This is a genomic window from Megasphaera sp. AF13-6AC, from assembly GCF_027685385.1.
GTDB lineage: Bacteria > Bacillota > Negativicutes > Veillonellales > Megasphaeraceae > Megasphaera > Megasphaera micronuciformis.
On sequence record NZ_JAQCUN010000016.1, the window covers coordinates 1 to 18,229 of the forward strand.

The following is an 18,229-nucleotide window of genomic DNA, read 5'->3' on the forward strand; positions in this document are numbered from 1 at the left end:
CCGTTTGAGGTCCGCCGACGACGATTTCACCGTGCGGGTTGATAAAACCGCCGGCACGTTCAATCAAGTCGCCCATAGGCGTTCCGATAGGAACGTCAACGAAGACGGATTCCTTGTGTGCTACACGGCCGGATACGGTAATATCTTTATCGATAACGGGCTTACGTTCTTCAATTGCCAAAGCAATATTCTTTAACGTTTCCGCATTGTCGATACAAGCGCCTACTGTACCGGGCAACTGACCGGGCTCTAATTCAATGCCCATAACTTCACGAACGATAACACGTTCGTCACCGGCCGGATACATATCGGGCAGGCGGAAGACATCGATGTTGTCTTCGTTACGGCAAGCCTTAATCAGTTCAATAACCGCTTTTTTGTGCTTCGGTTTAATGGCGATATAGCCCTTGGGAGCTTTCGTAATTTCCATGGCATACTTGACGCCGCGAACTAACTGAGCCGCATCCGTTTCAATCTGATGAATGTTGTGAGCCAAGAGAGGTTCACATTCGGCACAGTTTGCAATGAAACAGCCTTGGGGAATTTCCGTCTTCAGCTTTACAGCTGTCGGGAAACCTGCCCCGCCTGCCCCGACAACGCCGGCGGCAGCAATGGCTTCGAGGTTCGTCTTCGTATCCGGAATTTTAACGTATTCGTCAAAATTCTGCTTGTCATCCGCTTTAATTACGATGTCCGTTTCCGTCACAGCCGTAACTTCGCCCGTATAACTAGCATGGATATTAGCACCCAAACCGGAAGGTTCCGCGATTAATTGACCGCGTAATACTCGATCGCCTACTTTGACAATCGGACTACAAGGACCTCCTACATGCATTTTGAGAGGTATTTTGATTTCTGACACTTATTTGTTCACCCCCATTCCCAGATTAATTTTACAGAATAAATTGCATGAATAGCGTTGAAAAGGCTAAAGATTTTTAACCGATTCTTATTCCTACCATCTGCCTTTGTAATAATAGCATAAGCCATAAACTTTCACAAGCTTTTTTACAATTACTTAGTGATAAAATTAACATTATTTAACAAAGGCCGCTCCCCTACTCATTTTCACCATGTATTTATCCTTTTTAGACTTATATATTAATTAATTATTTTATTCATTTCTCTAATATGTCAACGAGTTTTGTCCTGAAAACATAAATATATAGGTCTGTAGTGAATTTACAGACTTTTGAATATTTAAAATTTATAACCTTTACTTGAATCTGTGTAATTCTACGTAATTACAAAAAGAGCGTTACTTTCTTCAGAAAGTAACGCTCTTTCACATAATAATACACGCTTTTAAAGATAAGTATGTTCTCTTTTTTACAAATGTTTTTTACGCAAGTCACGGAGAAGGCGTGCCACATGCTCAGCAGCTCCTTCAATCGTAACTTCTTCTTCTTCATCGGTACGACGAATCTTAACTTCCACCTTCCCATCAGCAGCCTTGCTGCCAACAGTAAGACGTACGGGATAGCCGATAAGGTCGGCGTCATTGAATTTAACGCCCGCCCGTTCATCCCGATCGTCGAGCAAGACATCTACATCAAGATCGAGCAGTTCATCATACAGTTTCTTAGCCACGGAAACGATGGCTTCATCTTTCATATTGACCGGGAGGACGACGGCTTCAAAAGGAGCCGTGGCAACAGGCCAAATAATCCCTTTGTCATCATGCAACTGTTCAATCGTAGCCGCTACGGTTCTCGTAACTCCGATGCCGTAACATCCCATGACGAAAGGTTTAGCCTTGCCGTCTTTATCAAGGAAGGTCGCATTCAGACTTTCGGAATACTTCGTACCCAAACCGAATACCTGTCCTACTTCGATGCCTTGAGTCAGTTTGACTTCGCCGCCGCATTCAGGGCATACATCCTGTTCCGTAATAAGGCGAATCGTTGCCGTCTTCACGTCTTTAAAATCGCGAGCCGGCGTTACGTAACGATAGTGATAGCCGTGTTTATTGGCACCGGTTACGCCGTTTTTAATCTGCATAGCCGTTTCATCTACCAAAATAACAAAGTCATCATTCTGAGGTCCGGCGTTCAGGGGACTCATATATCCCGGTTCCAACCCGTGAGCTCTGAGTAATTCGGGAGAAGCCGCCTGAACATCATTGCCTCCCACCAAGTTCTGTACAGCCACGTCATTTACTTCGTGGTCTCCGCGAACCATAGTAAGAACGAGCTTTCCGTCAATATCAAATGCGACGGCTTTAATCGTCTTTTCAATAGGTACCTTTACCTGTTCGACAAGGTCCTGAATGGTCGCACATTCGGGCGTTTCGAAAAGTTCCGCTTCGTGCAATTCTTCATCTTCGGAAATAAGTGTATTAGGAACGGCCTTTTCCACATTTGCCGCAAAACCGCACTTCGTACAAATGACTACATCCGCTTCGCCCGCCTTGGCAAGGGCCATGAACTCGTGACTGTAATTTCCGCCGATTTGGCCCGAGTCGGCCAGAACGGGACGATATTCAATACCGCATTCCGTAAAGATACGGCTGTATGCGTCATACATCGTTTCGTAACTCTTAATCATGCCTTCACGATCGACGTCAAAAGAATAGGCGTCCTTCATGACAAATTCACGACTGCGCATTAAGCCGAAACGGGGTCTGATTTCATCTCTGTACTTATTTTGCATCTGCCAAAGGTTGACAGGAAGCTGTTTATACGACCGTAATTCATTCCGGACAAGGGTCGTAATTAACTCTTCGTGCGTAGGCCCGAGGCAATACTCATTATCGTGCCGATCCTTTAATTTAAACATTTCCGGTCCGTATACATCCCAACGACCCGTTTCACGCCAGATTTCCGCCGGCTGTACAATGGGCATCATAACTTCCTGAGCCCCGGAGCGATTCATTTCCTTACGAATAATGTTTTCAACCTTAAGGCAAACTTTACGGCCCAACGGCAGGAACGAATACAGTCCGGCTGCATTTTTACGCAACATACCGGCTTTCAACATTAACTTGTGACTGGCTACGTCCGCTTCGGCAGGGTCATCCCGCAACGTAGGCGCATATAACTTGGATGCCAACATATGTATACCTCCCGTATAACTCGGCCTTCCCGACCGACCTGTTTATTTGATTCGTGAATAATATCACGATTTGTATTTAAGTATAACATATGAATGTTTCGGCAAACAAGGGTTTATCTTAATATTTTGTCATATTTATACCGAGTCGCCTAGCAAAACCGATCGCGTTTCTCTTCAATTTGACAAGGCAGGCAGACGATCTCTTCATGCAAAGCTCCCGTTTTTTCTAAATACCGTCGTACCGATGCCATATCTTCATCGGCAATGAGTATGGACACGCCGCAACATAAGGAAGCTTGCCTGGGTGTCGGTGAAATTCGTACCGCTATTTTCGCCTCTTTCAGCCCTCTGTATAAAGTCATGGCCTCTGTATGATTTTTAAAGAGAATATACCAATCATATTTTTTCATTTTATCCCAACATTTCAATAAAAGCACCGATACGCGTACGCAATTGTTCCGCATCGTGATCATCGTAATCCGTTTCAATGTGCAAAGACGGAATACCGGCATCCTTTAAGGCTGCTTGTACATCTCGGCTTTCCGTATCATAGAGGGTACAGAATTTCAAGTTTACATCAATTACGCCGTCAACCTTATACTCTTTGCACAAACGCAATAAGTCGTCAATACGACCCGTATTGGGTGTAAAGCAGGCACAGTTATTTTTCATGTATCGTTGTGCCAAGGCCATGATTTGACCGTCCGTATCCGTCGGTGTTTCATCCACTTGATGTTCAAAGTACCTCGTACCGGTACAACACTCTTCACAGACAACGACGGCACCCGACGTTTCTACCAAGTGATGCATCTTCCAATTGGGAATAGCCATAGGTGTACCGGCCAAAAGGATACGCTTTGTACCTGCAGGGGCTACGCCTACGCCGTCGGCAATTCGTTTTTCCAGTTCATCGGCCAAAGCATTGGCCATATCCGTACACCGCTGCGGATCGTCGAAGAAGGCAATTTGCATCATCAGCAAGGCATCTTTACCGCTAATGGGGGCCGGGTCGGCCTTACGACAGGCAAAGACTCTTTCCAAAGCCTTGCGTCTCTTATTGAGAAGAACCGTCGCAGCATGTAGTTTCTCAGGTGTTACCTCATTACCCGTAAATTCTTCTACAACAGCCTTGAAATCCTTAATTTCCCCGGCCCATTTTTCAATATCTTTGGGTCGTTTCATTTGCGGCATATCCATAACATGCATGGGTACGTCGCGGCCGAGGATTTCGTACGCTTTCTTTTTACCGTCACAAGTCGTTTCGCCTACGTACATATCGGCAATACGGAAGAACGGACAGGTGCGACCGATTCGGGCTCCTACAGAAGCCTTGATCAAAGGACACATACTCTTCGGTAAAACCTGTTCCCCCGCAGGAACCCAGAACTGAGAGCCGCCGCAAAGACCTGTAACGATACCGTCAGCCGCTACGATAATTTCGTCGGGCACATAAAGACAGAAGGTACCGAAGACCTTACGCCCCTGTTTTTGCGCTTCAATCAATTCGGCCGGACGAATGCCGTGAATATCCGAGACAACCATATCCCAAAAAGCCATGCCTTCCGGTCTGTTATTTTGGGACAAGTAAATATCCCCGAATGCCTGCGGTAATACGGAACACAGAGTATCGTGAGCCTCCAGGTCCATTCCCAACTCTTTCCACATTTCATGTCTGTCTGCCATCATTAAATACCTCCGCTTTTTATGATTTTATATGCAAAAATAAACAGCCATGTCGAGGCGTGCGCCTCGACAGACTGTAAATTCCTTATGATCTTATCCTAAAATATACGGGGCTATAAGACCGCAAATGATACCGATAATGACGACACCGAAGAAAATCGTAAACAAAGCCTTTGTAGGAAATGCTTTCTTGACGATAAGCAGAGACGGCAGGCTTACAGCCGGTAATGTCATCATTAAGGTTACGGCCGGACCGGTCGATAAACCGGCAGCCAGTAAGGTTTGTACAACCGGAATTTCCGCTGCCGTAGGGATGACGAATAAGGTGCCGGCCAGAGCCAAGCCGATAATTACGAAAATATCGTTCCCCCATTCACTGCCGACTGTAGGGAACAGCCAGGCACGGGCAAAACCCAAGGCTAAGACGACGATTAAATAAGCCGGTATGGTATGAAGAATCAATTTCCACAAACTTTTCATCCAACGAAGCATGAAGCTTTCCATTGCATCTTCTTTATCTTTTAAAGCCAAGTCTTTTTCCGACACTACCGCTTCTTCACCGGCTGCCTTACCGGCCAACCAGGAAACACAGAAAACGGTAATAATCCCGGCTACGATTCTAAAAGCCGCATACTCCCACGAAAGGACAAAGCCCATGAACACGATAGTCGCCGGATTGAGAACCGGGTTGGCCAAAAAGAAGGTAACGGCGGAACGAACCGATGCCGAACGAGCACGCAGACCTTCCGTAACGGGAGCGGCACAGCAGGTACACATCATCCCCGGAAGGGCGGCCGCACCGCTACGCAGGCTCGATGCAAAATCATTGGCCCCCATAAACCGGGTTACCCACTTACGAGGTATAAGCACTTGCACTAACGAACCGACAAGAAGGCCCAAGACAACAGCCTTCCAAACGGCTGTAAAATAAGCCGACGCATAATCGAGAGCCGCTTGCACGGACGGCTCCGGCGCCTGTGCCGACGTTCCCGTAATAATAGATGAGCCGATACTTCCCTTGGCTGCCGCTACGAAAGCCTTGGCATAGTACGGATCCCATTTGACATAAAAGAGCCCGACTACAGCCACAATAGCAAAAATTAAAGGAAATAAAACTTTATGTCTCTTACTCATATTGTCTTCCATGTAAAAATTCCCCCATCGTCCTACTTGCAAGCACTTGCCAAGGTACGACAAATAATAATAAATTCATCTTCCTGAACGGTTCGTACACTGATTAGAACGCTATCATGCTGTACTCGCACAATAACGGGAATATCCGCTTCACGCAGACGCTTTTCCGCCTCCGCCGCCGTCATCCCGTCGATGTCCAAGGCTACGGCATAGCCGGGCATATTATACTCGGGATAAGAACCGCCGCCGACCATGTCCGTCACTTCTTCCACCTTCCAACGAACGGGAAGCTGTTCTTCTTCAAGAACGCGAATAAAACGACCGCACTTTTCTTGTGCTTCGTCCTTGGTCAGGGCCAACATTTGCAAGACGGGAATATCCCGAATGGCCCGTTCTTCATCCAAATAGGAGCGAAAAGTCGCTTCTAAAGCGGCAATAGTCATCTTATCGACGCGCAAAGCCCTGAGAAGTTGATTCTTTTTCATCGCCTCAATATATTCTTTTTTACCTACAATAATTCCCGCCTGAGGACCGCCCAAGAGCTTATCACCGCTGAAGGTTACAATATCACACCCTTTGGCAATCGCTTCCTTTACAGTAGGTTCATAAGGCAAGCCGAAACGAGTCATGTCGATTAAAAGGCCGCTGCCCAAGTCGTTAATTAACGGTAACCCGTGATCATGAGCCAGTTTGGACATGTCTTCCATAGGTACGCTTTCCGTAAATCCCACTATGTGGTAATTACTGGTGTGCACCTTCATAAGAGCTCCCGTTTCCTCTCCGATGGCCCCGGCATAATCGGACAAGTGCGTCTTATTGGTCGTCCCGACCTCACAAATATGACCGCCGCTATGCTCAATAACCTGAGGAATACGAAACTTACCGCCGATTTCGACCAATTCGCCACGGGAAATAACCACTTCTTTTCCCTTTATCAGCGTATTTAAGGCCAGCATAACGGCCGCTGCGTTGTTATTGACGACAAGAACGTCTTCCGCACCCGTAAGTTCTCTGAGCATATCCGTCAAATGAGAATAGCGTGAACCTCGTTGGCCTTGAGCAATATCATACTCCAGGTTAGAGTAATACCCGGCTACGGCCGCCACATGCAGGCATACGGATTCACTCAAGACGGAACGCCCCAAATTCGTATGCAACACCGTACCCGTCGCATTGATGACGCGGCGCAGGCGAAAGGCCTCGCGATCTTTGATCTGCTTTGATACGAGAGCGGCCACTTCTTCATCAGCAGGCACGTCCGTTATCTTTTTATTTAAAACATCCGCTCTTATTGTGGCCAACACCTTTTGCAAAGCGTCTTTTACAAGAAGGGGTGAGTACGAGTCGGCTAAGGCCGTCATATCGGAACGACTCAAAAACACGTCCACCTTCGGAAGAGAGGCCAATACATTCCGTTTTTCTTTCACTATGGGCACCAACTTTCTACTGTAATAGAGTGTACCGTTCTATTTTATACTTCACGGTATGTAACGGACAAGCCTTCTTTTTCAGCATGGTAAAAGCCGTCACAGGAAAGCATTTCTTCTTCCAAAAGCGTTTTTAAAGCTCCTTCTTCATTCAATTCGTACTTTAATGAAAAGCCGCAACTGGCATATATTTTAGAAGGTGTCGGTATAATGCGTACTGCCAAGCCCTCTTTTTTAGCCCTTTCTTCTATGACCATGGCATCGCGCGTGTTTTTCAGCAGGGCTACGCCATAACGTTCCGTAGTCATTACGGTTTAATGATGCGATAAGCCTTACGCATCATCTCAACAATGGCATACATATTCGTAACTTCTCCTACGGCGACCTTCTCGGTCAGGCCGTAGAAGTTGAGGCAGGCACCGCAGCCGAAGATTTCCGTTCCGGCAGCCGCCATCTTTTGCAAATCTTCCAATACTTCCGAGTCTTTAGTAATAAGAGGTACCCCGCCGTTATAGAAAATAATGCGGCGCGGCAGCACATCTTGTTCCGTCAAAGAATAAATGAATCCTTTCATCAGATTCTTACCCAACTGTTCATCGCCTTTACCCATGGTAGGCGAATCGATGACGACAATATATTCATCCGTATACTTATCCGCTGCAGGTACTTGAACCGCTTGTTCGCCTTCAGTCTTGGTAACGGTTACGACAAAACGATCGGCACTTTCTTCTTTTAATTCATAAGCATAGCCGAGTTCCGCCGCCATTTTGCGCAAGTTTTCCGTAGCGATTTTGTTATCTACCGTCGTTTCTACGACATCTTCCGTTCTTAAAGCCTTACGTGTTTCAATCACGGGTAACGGGCATGCCATTCCGACTGCATTTACTTTTACCATTTTAAATCCCCCTTTACATAAACAAGGAACACCTTTTGCATTGTGTCGGGTTCCTTTAAATAACGGTGCGAAAAGGTACGCTCCCCTTCGCACACTTATTGAATATAACTCAAATAGGTTTTTGTTTCTTCTCGTTCGGGATGAGAAAACAAATCCTCAGTGGTACGTCGCTCTATGATTTGCCCCTTTTCCATATAGACAACATAGTCGGCCAGTCGCTTCGCCTGTGACAGATTGTGCGTCACTATTAAAACGGCACAGCGGTCTTTCAGTTTTTTCAGTGTCTCTTCAATACGCAAGGTACTTTTGATATCCAAAGCCGAACAAGGTTCATCAAGTAATAAAACCTGAGGATCCAAAGCCAAGGCACGAGCTATGCATAAGCGTTGCTGCTGGCCTCCCGACAAAGACCCGGCCGGTGAGTCCAACATATCTTTGACTTCATCATACAGCCCCGCCGCTTTTAAAGCTTCAACGGCTGTTTCCCGCCGCTGTAACGTCGTTCCCTTACGATGATAATTCAGTGCATAAAGCATATTATTTATAAGAGAAAAAGGAAAGACTGTCGGCTGCTGCCCTATGAGCCCTACTTTTTTCCGAAGCTCACCCACATCCATGCCGGATATATCCATGTCGTCTAAAAAAATCTTGCCGCCATGAATACGTACGCCGTCACCCAGGGTTTGATTCAGGCTATGCAACAACGTGGATTTTCCGCATCCGGACATACCGATAATAGCCGTTATGGCCCGCTCGGGTACGATTAAGTCGATATCTTTTAAAATATCCTTATGCTTTGTCCCTACCCGTAAGCCTTCTATACGAATATGAGCCTTCATTATTTTCCCCGCTTTAATGCAAATCTGCAAATACAATTAACAATCAAAAGCATTACTATAAGAACGAATGCCGTTCCGTATGCCAAGGACACGGAGTATCCCTCACTTACCAATAAATATAAATGGTAAGGCAGGGACATAAAGGGATCCGTAAGTCCCGGGAGCCTTCTTGTAAACAAGACGGCGCCCGTAAACATGACCGGTGCCGCCGCTCCCATGGCATAGGCCGTAGCCAAGGCTACGGCTGAAAAGAACTCCTGCTTTCTCGTACCTATAACCAAGGTAGCCACAATATGCATATCTCCTATACCTAAGGCTCTGGCAGCCTCGATGCGGTCCACAGGATATTCACGAAACACTTTTTCCAAACGGACGGTAATAAAAGGAATAATCATGATTCCCAACGTCATACCCGCCGTCAACACACTCTTATGTATATCTAAATGAATAAGAAAAATACTGTACCCGAAAAGACCTAACAAGACGGACGGTATACCGGAAGCACACTCGGTACAAAAGCGAAAAACCTCATATGATCGTCTATTCTTGCAAATGAATACAGCCCACACGGTCAAGAGTGTCGCACCTAAGGATGCACACACGGCCGCTACCGCGCCGGATAACAGGGAGCCCACAATGGCCGGAAAAATACCGCCTGCCGTTCCTAACGGTGTCCCTGAAGGAAAATCAAGAATAAAGGACGGACTTAAGTACGCTTCACCCTCGGCCAAGATGTACAAAAAGATGAAAAATGTCACTCCTACTGTCAATAATCCGCATATCCAAATATAGAGGGAAAGCAACTTTTTTAACATCCCCGGAAACTCCTCTTCTTATGTCGTACAACTCTTAATAAAAGACCGGACAGGAGAAGTAAAAACAAGAGTACGGCACCGGCAGCATATAAGGCACTGTAATGCAGACTTCCGTACTCGGCACTGCCCATCTCCAAGGCAATAAGAGACGGTACGGATTCGCCCTTGCCCAAAAGCTCGGGCATAATGACCGCATTCCCCATAACCATCATGACGGCCATCGTTTCTCCCGCCGCCCGTGCAAAGGATAATATCCAGGCACCGATAACGGCATTTTGCATATAAGGTAAGACAAGCCGGCGTATAAAATACATCATATCGGCTCCCAACGCCAGTGATGCGCCTTCGTACAAGCGACGCACCTCACCGATAGACTCGACACAAGTAGATACGACAAAAGGTAGCAACATAACGGCCAGGACAAGTGCGGCAGCCAGTATAGACTCGCCGGATGCCAACTCAAACATCCTACCGATTCGATTCACCACAACGGTTAAACCGATAAACCCGAAAATAACGGAAGGAACTCCCGCCAACATGTCAATAAAAGCCAAGAGTATGTCTCGTATACGGGCAGATACAAAAAAAGAAAGAAACAGGGCGCATCCCGCACCTACGGGAACTGCCAACAAAACGGCCAATAAGGATACATACAAGCTGCCGCAAATCATGGGAAAAATCCCCAACTCAGGCGGATTTCCCAAGGGATTCCAGTTGCGAGAAAGCAGGAAGGTCAACCAATCGGTTTCTTCGCCTACAGGCAATCCTTCATGACATATGAAGAAGAATAAAAAGACAAAAAGACCGATGACGAACCAGGCCCCTGCCGTCACACTGTATTGAATGAATCTTTCACTCTTTTTCATACACTCCCCCGTAAGAGAGAGAACGGACGAAAATCGTCCGTTCTCTTTTAACCTATTTTACAGGAATAAATCCCATAGCTTCAATCAGCTTTTGTCCCGCATCGGAACGCAGATAGTCCATAAAGGCCCTTTGAACCTTTGTAAGTTCACCGCTACCGACGATAAGTAACGGACGCTGAATCTTGTACGAGCCGTCAACAATCGTTTCCGGTGTAGCTGCGACACCGTCAACTTTTAAAGCAAAAATTTTTCCTTCATTTTGCTTAGCTACCCCGTAAGAAGCGTAGCCTACGGCATTTTCATTTTCAATAATTTTGGCTACGAGAGCTCCCATGGACGGAGCCTGGATGGCCTTATCCGTAACCTTCGTATCCCCCATAATTTTTTCCTGGAATACTTCATGAGCACCGCCGCCCAAATCTCTCGTTACAACGACAATTTCCGTTGCCGGCAGGGACGGATCCACTTCATTCCAAGTCTTATATTCACCGGAGAAAATCTTTTTTATTTGATCACTCGTCAAATTATCCTTAATTTTAGCAATGGGATTGTTGGGGTTGACGGCAATGGTCAATGCATCGATACCCACCTTGTATTCCTGATAGTTTTTTATTTTTTCTTTTTCGCTACTCTTTACTTCTCTGGCCACCAAGCCGAAGTCGGCCGTACCGTCAAGCAGTGCTTTAATGCCTGCACCGGAACCGCCGGACGTAACGTTAATTACAATATCCGCATCGGGCAAAGACGAGTCCGCCTTGTTCCATTTACCGTACTGTTCCGTAAAAGCCGTACCCGCTTTAGTGACAACCGGAGCCAAGGTTGACGAGCCGAAAAAGGTAATATCCGTCTTTTCCTTCGCCGTATTGCCGCCGTTACCGCAGGCTGCCGTAAAAACAAGACTTGCCCCCAGGGCCAATACTGCTAAAAATCTACGTGTAAACATATGACAACTCCTTTGTAATTATTGTAGAATACGCATAAAATAGTATCTCTTCTTTATAGTAGGTCTTCCGGAACAGCTTCTATTAAGCTTTTTCTTCCCGTATTGCAAAAAAGAATTTTCTTAAAACAACTATACGCGTATTATACTTAACAGGTATTATCTTACTGCATGCCTATATGACGGTCAATTGAGTATTAATAAGATAAAAATATGCCAAACCATTAATTAGTATATTTTATAAACAACCGTGATTCTATAGACTTTTTTATTAAAAATCCCCCTTGTCATTTTAACTTTGACAAGGGGGATTGGATATTATTTTACACTTTTGTAATCATATGTTTAAGCTTCCGGCTCGATTAATCCGTACTTTCCGTGTTTTCTCTTGTAAACAACGCTTATTTTATCCGTGTCGGCATTTAAAAATACGAAGAAATCATGTCCTACCAAGTTCATCTGTAAGATGGCTTCTTCCACATCCATGGGTTGGGGAGTAAAGGTTTTCGTTCTTACAACTTCAAAGGCTTCATCCGATTCGGGAGATTCCGTGACAAGGGTCGGCTTGAAGGACCCGTCCTTAATGCGCCGGGCCAGTTTGGTCTTATATTTATGAATCTGCCGCACCATCTTATCAAATACGATATCAATGGCTGCATACATATCTTCGCCCGTTTCTACGACACGCAGAACGACTCCGTCTACCCTCAGGGTAAGTTCCGCAATCTTTCTTTCTTTTTCGACGGAAAGCATGGCCTGTAAGGTCACATCAGTATCGAAATATTTCATGATTTTCTTTTCGTGTTTCAGCACATAATCCTTTAATGCCGCCGTTATTTCAAGGTTCTTACCGCGTACACTTGTTGCCATAATACATCCCATCCTTTCTGAAGACTCGTTTCTTTGTCTTCTTAATTATAATATTCGACATAAGTTTCCGAAATCCTTCTTTTTCCCTTAATTTTAATATTTTATTTTTGTCAATCTTTCGTTGACAACGTTGCGGAATTCATGCTACTATCAAATCCGTAATTAAATAGCCGTTCATCCAGAGCAGCAGAGGGACTGGCCCTATGATGCTGCGGCAACCCCCGCAAGGGAAGGTGCCAAGTCCAGCGGATTTCCGACAGATGAGTGCCGTATGTACGTACTGCCGTCACCTGTTGACGGCTTTTTTATTATCTTTATTTAGCTATATCCCCGTAAAGGAGCGACCTTCATGATAACCTTAAAAAATGTTACCAAAGTATACGGTACTAAAACGAAGGTTAATGCTTTAAGAGGCATCGACCTGAATATTAAGGCCGGAGAAATCTTCGGTATTATCGGCAAAAGCGGTGCCGGTAAATCGACCCTCGTGCGTTGCATTAACATGCTTGAAAGACCGACAAGCGGCCATATTATTATTGATGACCGTGATATGACGTCCCTTTCCGACAGCCAGTTGCGCCAGGAAAGAAAATCTATCGGTATGATTTTCCAACACTTCAATCTTCTTTCATCACGTACCGTTTTCGACAATATCGCCTTCCCCTTGGAATTGACATGCACCCCGAAGGACATTATTGCCAATAAGGTGGAAGGGCTTTTAGAACTCGTCGGTTTAAGTGACAGAAAGTTCAACTATCCTTCCCAGCTTTCAGGCGGACAAAAACAACGGGTGGGTATCGCCCGTGCATTGGCCAGCGATCCTAAAATTCTCTTATGCGATGAAGCCACTTCCGCCTTGGATCCGCAAACTACGACCTCTATTTTAGAGCTTTTAAAAGATATTAATAAACGCTTAAAAATCACGATTATCCTTATCACTCATGAAATGGCGGTTGTTAAAGATATTTGTGACCGCGTTGCCGTTATTGAAGGCGGATACATTAAAGAGTGCGGTTCTGTTGTCGATATTTTCACGGATCCCCAATCGGAAACAATGCAGGAATTCGTTAAGTCCGTTATTAACACGGAAGTCCCCCAAGGCATTACACGCCTGGGCGTAACGGATCAACCCGAAGAAGGCCGCAATATGCTCATTCGTGTTCGCTTTAAGGGGCAAGTTACGAACGATCCCCTCATTGCCAATGTAATTCGTCATTCCGATGCGGATATCAGTATTTTGTACGGAAATATCGATTATATTCAAAACATTCCCTTCGGCTACCTGATTTTTACTATTATCGGCTCCTTGGAAAATCAAGTAAAGGCCTTTGATTATATTAAAAGCTTACCCGTAGAAAGTGAGGTCCTCGGCTATGTCCCCGGAAATCGTTAAACTCTTATTACAAGGCGTAGAAGAAACAATATTCATGGTTGCCGTTTCGGGAATCATTGCTACCGGCATCGGTATCCCCTTGGGCATTCTTTTGGTTACGACAGACAAGGGGCATATCCTTGAGAATGCACCGATTAACCGAGTCTTCGGCACGATTGTCAACATCATTCGTTCCGTGCCCTTTATCATTCTCATGGTTGCCATCATTCCCTTTACCAAACTGGTAGCCGGCACCTCCATCGGTACCTTGGCGGCTTGCGTTCCCTTGACGATTGTCGCCATTCCATTCCTCAGCCGTTTGGTCGAAACGTCCGTACGCGACATCGACTACGGTCTCATTGAGGCGGCTCAATCCATGGGCGCTACTCCCTTTCAAATTATTCGCAAAGTCTTGTTACCCGAAGCTTTGCCTACTATTATCAACAACATTACGGTTCTTATCGTCAGCCTTATCGGTTCTTCCGCCATGGCCGGTGCCGTCGGCGGCGGCGGTTTGGGGGACATTGCCATTCGTTACGGCTACCAGCGATTCCGTACGGACGTCATGTTGGCGACTATTGTCATCTTAATCATAGGCGTCAACGCCATTCAAGCCTTCGGCGATTTCCTTTCTCGTAAAACAAATAAACGCTAAATTTCAGTGTAAACACAAAGAAGAGGCCCGTGCGGACACGGGTCTCTTCTTTTCATCTCTTATATCTTATAAAAAGTCTTTAATTTTTTCGCGCTTGCCCCAGTTACGCAATTTACTGAGCGCCTTGCCTTCAATCTGGCGAATACGTTCACGCGTAACGTTAAAATGTTGACCCACTTCTTCAAGGGTTCTCGGTCTGCCGTCCTTCAAGCCGAAACGTAAGTAAAGGACCTTTCGTTCTCTATCCGTAAGACACGAGAACACATCTTCTATCTGTTCTTTCAGTAAGATAAAGGAAGCCGCGTCATCAGGGGCTATGGCTTCCTGATCTTCAATGAAGTCTCCCAAATGCGAGTCTTCTTCTTCACCGATAGGAGTTTCCAATGATACCGGTTCTTGAGCGATTTTCATGATTTCTCTGACACGTTCAACCGGTACGCCCATCTTTTCCGCAATTTCTTCCGGCAACGGTTCTCTGCCCTTATCCTGTAACAACTGGCGCGAAATGCGTATAAGCTTATTAATCGTTTCCACCATATGTACGGGAATGCGGATGGTACGTGCTTGGTCGGCAATGGCACGCGTAATGGCCTGGCGAATCCACCACGTAGCATAAGTACTGAACTTGTAGCCCTTACTATAATCGAATTTTTCAACAGCTTTCAACAGTCCCAGGTTACCTTCTTGAATTAAATCCAAAAACAGCATACCGCGACCCACATATCTTTTGGCAATGCTGACAACAAGGCGCAGGTTGGCATCTGTCAGCTTCTTCTTGGCAATATTTCCGACACTTACTTCTTCAGGTGTTGCCCCTTCGGCACTGCCGGCTTCGATTCTCTTGGCCAACATAATTTCTTCTTCTGCCGACAGCAGGGGAACTCGGCCGATTTCCTTCAAATACATGCGTACGGGATCATCGATATTGACGCCTTCAGGTACGGATAAATTTACATTTACCGTTTCGTTTTCCGACTCTTCATCGGCATCATCATTTAAACTTTCATTTTCATTCAGTTGCTCCGATTCGCCGAGCACATCTACACCGTTATCCGTGAAATGTTCATACATTCTGTCCATTTCATCAGCCGTCATGTCACAGTCGCCCATGGCATTCATAATTTCCGAATAGGATAAACTTCCCTGCTGTTTTCCCTTTTCCGTCAATTCGTTAATTTTCTCTAAAATCTGAGCCTTCCGTTCTTCTTCGGAAATTTGCTTTTTATCGCTCTTTTTCTTCCCCGTTCCTTTCGAAGCCTTTTTACCCGTACTCTTTTTAGCCTTCTTAGTACCGCTTTTCTTAGCCGGTTTATCGGTTTCCGCCGTAAGAGTTTCTTCCGTTGTTTCCAGATCTTTTTCTTTATCTTTATTAGCTGCCAAAGTGGTGTGCTCCTTTCCCTGACGAAGAGATTAATGTTTTAATCTCTTCTCCCAAGCGCTTACATGCCGCTAACTCGTCTTTCAACCGCAAATCATTGCGAATGCTGTATTCAGCCGCCCGTGCGCTGTGCTCTTTATAATCATTTTGTAAAGCCTGCAACTTAAAACGTAATACATAATCCAGTAATACCTGTTCATCCATGGGCACTTCATCGGACATAAGAATCCTTGCCGTTTCCGCCTCCCCTTCAGTAGACAGGCCTTCACGTACGGACGATACGGAATAGCCGCCCGTCTGTGTATACTGTCTGTGAATCTCTTCGAAGATACTTCGTCTCACAGGGTCGACAAAATAAGAAGCTTCCATTTTATCTTCAATACGACCGTACGACTCGGGATGTTCCAAGAGACTGCGTAAAATATTTTCTTCCGCAACGGCCGTTGTACTACCTCGTCGAGCTGATTCGGTTTGTTTCACTACATTAGTCGATATAACTACCGGCTGTCGGCCCGCTTCGGGATGGCGACGTACATACGCATTATATTCGCTACGCACGGCGTTTTCATCGATTTGTAACCGTTCCGCCAACTTGGCCATAAAGGCATCGGCCACTACGGCGCTATCCGTCTGTACCAAGGCAGGCATGACACTGGCTGTAATACTCGACTTGCCTTCAAGCGTATCTGCATCATACTCTTTCAAGGCTGTCAACAACATATATTCAAGAACACCCGGAGCCGCTTGTAAGGCTTCCTTAAACGCATCGGGCCCGTGCGCATTAATATATTCATCCGGATCTTTACCGTCAGCCAAAACAAGGACACGTATATGTAATCCCAACGACCTGACGATTTCCATGGCCCTCAGGGTAGCCTGTCTTCCTGCCGTATCCATATCGTAGGCCAGAATCAGTTCTTTCGCCTGCCGTTGCAACAGTCGAGCCTGTCGTTCTGTAAAGGCCGTTCCCAGTGATGCTACTACGTTGGTGATTCCCTTATTATGCGCCGACACGACATCCATATATCCTTCAACCAATACGGCCCGACCTTCATCGTAAATACTCCGATGAGCCCGATTGAGAGCAAATAGAAGATTTCGTTTATTGAAGATCGGCGTTTCGGGTGAATTCAGGTACTTCGGTTTACTGTCATCCAGAACACGGCCGCCGAATCCGACAACACGGTCTCGACCGTCATAAATGGGAAAGATGACACGATTGCGAAAGGCATCATAAAATCGACCGTTTTTTTCTTTAGCCAGCCCCAGTTCAACCAATTCTTTTCCCGCTACGCCTTTGGCCGCAAAAGCATCGGTCAGCTTATTCCAACTGTCGGGAGCAAAGCCCAGCCGAAAGTCGCGAATCGTCTGTTCCGACAGACCGCGTTTTCGTAAATATGCCTTTCCTTCTTCGCCGTAACGTGTTTTAACCAAACAGTTATGAAAGAAGGCACATGCCATTTCGTTGATTTTATAGAGTCGCTTTCGTGCTTCGTCTCGCTTTATATCTTCGGCCGAACGCTCTTCTTCAGGAACCTGTAACCCCGCCCTTTCAGCCAAGCGTCTGACCGCTTCGGCAAAAGAAATATTTTCTTTTGCCATAAGGAACTTAAAAACATCTCCCGATGCATGACAGCCGAAACAATAATACAATCCTTTTTCGGCTGTTACGGTGAATGATGCCGTCTTTTCATTGTGAAAAGGACAACAGGCCCAAAATTTATTGCCCCGTCGTTTTAACCCGGCGTAATCGGATATGACGGAAACGATGTCATTCGCTTGTCGCACCTGTTCAATAAATTCATGAGAAAATTTCATCGTCATCCTTCCCCTGTTATTTCTGTAAAACTGCTATTATTCTTCGTACATATATAATATTCGCTGTCCGTTCTTAAAATCCTTCTTTTTTCTGAAAATTTCTTGACCATTTTCTCATACTATTATGCGTTAAGGTCAAATCAGCCTTTTTTATAAATTATTATCACTTCCCTATAATACTCTATGGATTTATCAGTTACCGTTTTGTATAATAAGGCATACGGTGTTTACCGTACATACCAGAATCGGGAGAATTTTTCATGCTGCGCTTTACAGTCGGTCCGTTACAGAAGCCAACTTCTTTCGCCGGAGCCCTCAAGCATTTCGGCATCTCCGCTACATCCAGACGGAAAATCAAGAACAACGGCATATGCCTGCGAAACGGATCCCCTGCATCCATGAAAGACCTGGTTCACCAAGGCGACTCGCTGGAAGTAATATTGCAACCGAAAGATACGATTGAAGCCGAGAACATTCCTTTAT

At 45.7% G+C, this 18,229-nt stretch carries 17 protein-coding genes, 1 pseudogene and 1 riboswitch; of the genes and pseudogenes, 3 read left to right on the forward strand and 15 right to left on the reverse strand.

Annotated features, from left to right (window positions below; translation table 11 throughout):
• The 13 genes from PGX78_RS01950 to hpf form a co-directional block, all read right to left on the reverse strand.
• The coding region (locus PGX78_RS01950) for a proline reductase-associated electron transfer protein PrdC (protein WP_270445164.1) at window positions 1–862 on the reverse strand (862 nt) is incomplete at its 3' end.
• 467 nt (window positions 863–1,329) lie between these two features.
• The gene (locus PGX78_RS01955; protein WP_270445165.1) at window positions 1,330–3,054 is read right to left on the reverse strand and encodes a proline--tRNA ligase; all 1,725 of its coding nucleotides are present in this window, start codon (window positions 3,052–3,054) and stop codon (window positions 1,330–1,332) included.
• A gap of 149 nt (window positions 3,055–3,203) precedes the next feature.
• The gene (locus tag PGX78_RS01960; protein ID WP_333523817.1) at window positions 3,204–3,518 is read right to left on the reverse strand and encodes a DUF3343 domain-containing protein; all 315 of its coding nucleotides are present in this window, start codon (window positions 3,516–3,518) and stop codon (window positions 3,204–3,206) included.
• Window positions 3,466–4,740, reverse strand: coding sequence for a double-cubane-cluster-containing anaerobic reductase (locus tag PGX78_RS01965; protein WP_270445167.1), 1,275 nt, complete (start codon window positions 4,738–4,740; stop codon window positions 3,466–3,468). Before PGX78_RS01965 ends, PGX78_RS01960 begins: the two co-directional genes overlap by 53 nt.
• Before the next feature lie 90 nt (window positions 4,741–4,830).
• Window positions 4,831–5,883, reverse strand: a complete 1,053-nt coding sequence (locus PGX78_RS01970; RefSeq protein ID WP_270445168.1) for a permease — start codon at window positions 5,881–5,883, stop codon at window positions 4,831–4,833.
• Between the two features lie 20 nt (window positions 5,884–5,903).
• Entirely contained in the window at window positions 5,904–7,298 is a 1,395-nt protein-coding gene (selA, locus tag PGX78_RS01975; RefSeq protein WP_270445169.1) for an L-seryl-tRNA(Sec) selenium transferase, read from the reverse strand.
• A gap of 44 nt (window positions 7,299–7,342) precedes the next feature.
• Complete coding sequence (locus PGX78_RS01980) at window positions 7,343–7,606, reverse strand: DUF3343 domain-containing protein (protein WP_270445170.1); 264 nt, start codon at window positions 7,604–7,606, stop codon at window positions 7,343–7,345.
• A complete protein-coding gene (gene yedF, locus PGX78_RS01985; protein ID WP_270445171.1) occupies window positions 7,606–8,193 on the reverse strand; it encodes a sulfurtransferase-like selenium metabolism protein YedF in 588 nt (195 codons plus the stop codon). The genes PGX78_RS01980 and yedF overlap by 1 nt, the downstream gene beginning before the upstream one ends.
• A gap of 95 nt (window positions 8,194–8,288) precedes the next feature.
• Window positions 8,289–9,032, reverse strand: coding sequence for a phosphate ABC transporter ATP-binding protein (locus PGX78_RS01990; protein WP_270445172.1), 744 nt, complete (start codon window positions 9,030–9,032; stop codon window positions 8,289–8,291).
• Window positions 9,032–9,847, reverse strand: a complete 816-nt coding sequence (locus tag PGX78_RS01995) for an ABC transporter permease subunit (protein ID WP_270445173.1) — start codon at window positions 9,845–9,847, stop codon at window positions 9,032–9,034. The genes PGX78_RS01990 and PGX78_RS01995 overlap by 1 nt, the downstream gene beginning before the upstream one ends.
• On the reverse strand, window positions 9,841–10,713 hold the full coding sequence (gene pstC, locus PGX78_RS02000) for a phosphate ABC transporter permease subunit PstC (protein WP_270445174.1): 873 nt from the start codon (window positions 10,711–10,713) through the stop codon (window positions 9,841–9,843). Before pstC ends, PGX78_RS01995 begins: the two co-directional genes overlap by 7 nt.
• 52 nt (window positions 10,714–10,765) lie before the next feature.
• The gene (locus tag PGX78_RS02005; RefSeq protein WP_270445175.1) at window positions 10,766–11,656 is read right to left on the reverse strand and encodes a phosphate ABC transporter substrate-binding protein; all 891 of its coding nucleotides are present in this window, start codon (window positions 11,654–11,656) and stop codon (window positions 10,766–10,768) included.
• Between the two features lie 342 nt (window positions 11,657–11,998).
• Window positions 11,999–12,523: a ribosome hibernation-promoting factor, HPF/YfiA family gene (hpf, locus tag PGX78_RS02010; protein ID WP_270445176.1), complete on the reverse strand. Its 525-nt coding sequence runs from the start codon at window positions 12,521–12,523 to the stop codon at window positions 11,999–12,001.
• Window positions 12,524–12,694: 171 nt separating this feature from the next.
• Window positions 12,695–12,790: riboswitch (SAM riboswitch) on the forward strand.
• Between the two features lie 82 nt (window positions 12,791–12,872).
• Between hpf and PGX78_RS02015 the strand changes: the two genes are divergently transcribed.
• Together PGX78_RS02015 and PGX78_RS02020 are read left to right on the forward strand one after the other, a co-directional pair.
• Window positions 12,873–13,916: a methionine ABC transporter ATP-binding protein gene (locus PGX78_RS02015; RefSeq protein WP_270445177.1), complete on the forward strand. Its 1,044-nt coding sequence runs from the start codon at window positions 12,873–12,875 to the stop codon at window positions 13,914–13,916.
• On the forward strand, window positions 13,897–14,550 hold the full coding sequence (locus PGX78_RS02020) for a methionine ABC transporter permease (protein ID WP_270445178.1): 654 nt from the start codon (window positions 13,897–13,899) through the stop codon (window positions 14,548–14,550). The genes PGX78_RS02015 and PGX78_RS02020 overlap by 20 nt, the downstream gene beginning before the upstream one ends.
• Window positions 14,551–14,616: 66 nt before the next feature.
• On the opposite strand, the gene rpoD is transcribed toward PGX78_RS02020, so the two are convergent.
• Together rpoD and dnaG are read right to left on the reverse strand one after the other, a co-directional pair.
• Window positions 14,617–15,930: an RNA polymerase sigma factor RpoD gene (gene rpoD, locus PGX78_RS02025; RefSeq protein ID WP_442864780.1), complete on the reverse strand. Its 1,314-nt coding sequence runs from the start codon at window positions 15,928–15,930 to the stop codon at window positions 14,617–14,619.
• On the reverse strand, window positions 15,920–17,746 hold the full coding sequence (gene dnaG / locus PGX78_RS02030) for a DNA primase (protein WP_270445179.1): 1,827 nt from the start codon (window positions 17,744–17,746) through the stop codon (window positions 15,920–15,922). Before dnaG ends, rpoD begins: the two co-directional genes overlap by 11 nt.
• Before the next feature lie 260 nt (window positions 17,747–18,006).
• On the opposite strand from dnaG, the pseudogene PGX78_RS02035 reads away from it, so the two are divergent.
• A pseudogene (locus PGX78_RS02035) lies at window positions 18,007–18,229 on the forward strand (RluA family pseudouridine synthase); the annotation flags it as partial.

What these genes read in the sequence shown, in the direction of transcription:
- PGX78_RS01955 (WP_270445165.1), bottom strand. Translation starts at nt 3,054, where the DNA reads ATGTTGGCATCCAAGTTATATGCGCCTACGTTGCGGGATGACCCTGCC.
- PGX78_RS01960 (WP_333523817.1), bottom strand. Translation starts at nt 3,518, where the DNA reads ATGCGGAACAATTGCGTACGCGTATCGGTGCTTTTATTGAAATGTTGG.
- PGX78_RS01965 (WP_270445167.1), bottom strand. Translation starts at nt 4,740, where the DNA reads ATGATGGCAGACAGACATGAAATGTGGAAAGAGTTGGGAATGGACCTG.
- PGX78_RS01970 (WP_270445168.1), bottom strand. Translation starts at nt 5,883, where the DNA reads ATGGAAGACAATATGAGTAAGAGACATAAAGTTTTATTTCCTTTAATT.
- PGX78_RS01980 (WP_270445170.1), bottom strand. Translation starts at nt 7,606, where the DNA reads ATGACTACGGAACGTTATGGCGTAGCCCTGCTGAAAAACACGCGCGAT.
- yedF (WP_270445171.1), bottom strand. Translation starts at nt 8,193, where the DNA reads ATGGTAAAAGTAAATGCAGTCGGAATGGCATGCCCGTTACCCGTGATT.
- PGX78_RS01990 (WP_270445172.1), bottom strand. Translation starts at nt 9,032, where the DNA reads ATGAAGGCTCATATTCGTATAGAAGGCTTACGGGTAGGGACAAAGCAT.
- PGX78_RS01995 (WP_270445173.1), bottom strand. Translation starts at nt 9,847, where the DNA reads ATGTTAAAAAAGTTGCTTTCCCTCTATATTTGGATATGCGGATTATTG.
- pstC (WP_270445174.1), bottom strand. Translation starts at nt 10,713, where the DNA reads ATGAAAAAGAGTGAAAGATTCATTCAATACAGTGTGACGGCAGGGGCC.
- PGX78_RS02005 (WP_270445175.1), bottom strand. Translation starts at nt 11,656, where the DNA reads ATGTTTACACGTAGATTTTTAGCAGTATTGGCCCTGGGGGCAAGTCTT.
- hpf (WP_270445176.1), bottom strand. Translation starts at nt 12,523, where the DNA reads ATGGCAACAAGTGTACGCGGTAAGAACCTTGAAATAACGGCGGCATTA.
- PGX78_RS02015 (WP_270445177.1), top strand. Translation starts at nt 12,873, where the DNA reads ATGATAACCTTAAAAAATGTTACCAAAGTATACGGTACTAAAACGAAG.
- PGX78_RS02020 (WP_270445178.1), top strand. Translation starts at nt 13,897, where the DNA reads ATGTCCCCGGAAATCGTTAAACTCTTATTACAAGGCGTAGAAGAAACA.
- dnaG (WP_270445179.1), bottom strand. Translation starts at nt 17,746, where the DNA reads ATGAAATTTTCTCATGAATTTATTGAACAGGTGCGACAAGCGAATGAC.